1 protein-coding gene and 1 tRNA gene are annotated in these 2,674 nt (G+C 44.2%); one reads left to right on the top strand and one right to left on the bottom strand.

What is annotated here, in order from left to right; translation table 11 throughout:
• The coding region (locus KDK18_RS02640; RefSeq protein ID WP_257252995.1) for a TatD family hydrolase at positions 1-2,348 on the top strand (2,348 nt) is incomplete at its 5' end.
• A gap of 230 nt (positions 2,349-2,578) precedes the next feature.
• Here KDK18_RS02640 and KDK18_RS02635 read toward each other — a convergent pair.
• Positions 2,579-2,669 (bottom strand) — tRNA-Ser (locus tag KDK18_RS02635).
• Between the last annotated feature and the right edge of the window lie 5 nt (positions 2,670-2,674).

Here is a 2,674-nt window from a genome sequence, read left to right as displayed (position 1 = left end):
ATGTATTTCGATGGTTCCAAAGTTTGAGATTCAATGAAAAAAAGAGAGGGGGTTATTTTCGCACTAATGATTTCTGTAATTTGCCAGAGCTTTATAACCTCTTATCTCATGGCCTTGCTTCAGACAAAAATAATCTAAGTAAATTCCATTCGAAATGGGTTGAATTTACAAAAGGAAATTTAGAACTTTACCACCTTATTTCAGAAGTCGGTGAACTGGCAAAATCCCAGGGGGGCGATGATTATGTTGAGGTGACGAGAATTATTAAATCGCTTGCTTTATACAGTAATATATATGAGAGCGAGGTTGCATTAAAACTATTCAGAAATGAATTACTGCACTACTTAAAGAGTAATGATCTCTTGGTGTCAGATGACTGGGATCAGGTTTATTATTCAGGGTTAACCCAACAAAAGAAAGCAAGCCTAATTAATTTTATTTATCAGGTGTTTAAAATAACTGGTCGTTCTCTACAAGAAGAAATTGTCCCATCGGAATATAAAACAATAGTGATGTTTAATAGATTAGCCAGAGATATTTATGCTGAGTATAACTTTGGTCTGCCGGATATTAACGATCAGGGGGAGGGATACACTATTATGTGGGGCTATCCGGACCATATTCAATATTCTTTTATTACCCGATCTAACATGAATAGATTACGTGAGGGTCGAAGTCATCAAGCACTTCAAAAACTGGCATTAGATATTTCTGGCGATGAATCATCAGGAGCTGAAAATGTTAGGGCAATGTTTACCGCTTTGGTTATTATAAGATCAATGTTTGCGGAACGTTTAAGAAAAGTGTTCCCGGAACACGCTTTTTTACTAAAAGATGTTCCTCGTGTGCAACTTGAGTTTTTAAGAACTTTTACCCTTAAAGCCAGAGAACAACTTGTTGAGGTACTAAAACTTACTCGGCCAGAAAAAAAAGACGAATTCGTACGTAATATGTTTTTGGTCTTTGGTATGGTTCCTGAAGAACTGTCCCAGGAGTGGAGCCCTCTATTTGTTCCTTCAGAGCAAGCTGCTGCTCACAAGGAACAAGCTGCTGCTCACAAGGAAGATGTACAAAATGTCAGTCTTCACGCTGACGTGAACGGTTCAGGAGGGGGCTGGCAGGTGGTCGGCGATTCAAGAGCACTGAAAAGCAAAAAGAAAAAGCGTTCAGGTTCCACAGGCAGGTCTGTTGCCGGGTATCCACCCTGCGCTGCCCGCTATCGTGATAACTCTCGTCCGGATACAGTTCAGGGGCAGCAGGCTAAGGTCGACATAGGACAGCAGTTCCGACGTCGGCAGTCCTCAACACGGGCCAGTTTGCAGCTGAATGATTCTACCAGAGGTAATGATTTTGGCGGTGTTCAGTTAAATCCTGCACCAGGAAAAAAAGTAAAGCTGACACCTTTGGCGGTCAGGCCCCGGTACGATACTCCGCTGATAGATATTGGTGCCAATCTGGTAGGTAACAACAGATTTCATAACTTAAGTGGAGTTCTGGCTGATGCTGTCCGTTCGGGGGTCGGCACCGTCATTATAACCGGTACTTCTATCCCAATATCTGGACAGGTTCAGGATGAGGTAATGAAATGGGTGGAATCCTCTCCTGTGTCAGACAGAGTAACTGGTCAGGCAACAGCTATTGACGTTTCCTCTGACGCCTCCCGATGTTCTTTATACTATACGGTGGGTTGCCATCCTCACAAGGCCAAAGACTTTTTAAAAGACGGTGGTATCCCGGCGATAAAAGAAATACTTGAGAAAGATCACAGTCGCTGCGTCGCAGTGGGTGAGTGCGGGTTGGATTACGACCGTAACTTCTCGGATGAGAGAGATCAAAGAGAGGCTTTCCGGCAGCAGCTGGCACTGGCTGTGGAAATGAAAAAACCGTTGTTCTTGCATGAGCGTGATGCCCATGACGATTTCAAGGAAATTCTGGAGGGTTATATTGGGCAACTGCCTGCAAAAAACATGGCCTGCGTTCACTGTTTTACCGGCAATGGCGAGGCTCTTCAAGATTACATCGATATGGGGTGCTCCATTGGAATTACCGGATGGATTGCTGGTAACAATAACAGAGATCTGGTGGAAGCATTGAGTACTGTTGGATGGGATGTTCTGCGGGACCGTCTGATGATTGAGACGGATGCACCATTTTTACGCCCCTTTCAGGTGATGTCCCGAAAAGATAATCCTAAGACGGATAATAAAAAAAGAGTTGATAATGTCCCTGCTAATCTGCCCTATGTGGTCCATGCACTGAGCGAAGTGCTGGGTGTAGATGCAGAAGAGATTGCTGCTGCAAGCACCCGTAATGCCAGGAAGATATTCTCCCTATTTGACGTTGATTGAACTTTTTTTATTGTTTTCGACGACTCCCGGGATCTCTGTTTTCCGAGCGACTGTGTTGGAAAGTCAAATTCCGTCTGAGGGTAAGGTATAGGCTCAAAGTATCTTGAAAAGCTTTGTAGATGCTGGGTCTTCACTTAAGGCAGGCTAATAGCGATGTCAGAAGCAGAAATGCTGTAAACAATGGAAACCCGCCAAATAACCAGTGGTGCTCTGGACGCTCTGGCAATAAATGGCGGTGGGTCAGAGATTCGAACTCTGGGAAGGCTATTAACCTTCGCCGGTTTTCAAGACCGGTGCTTTCAACCGCTCAGCCAACCCACCTAAAG

This window comes from Endozoicomonas sp. SESOKO3 (assembly GCF_024606255.1).
This window is presented reverse-complemented; position numbering and strand designations above follow the sequence as displayed.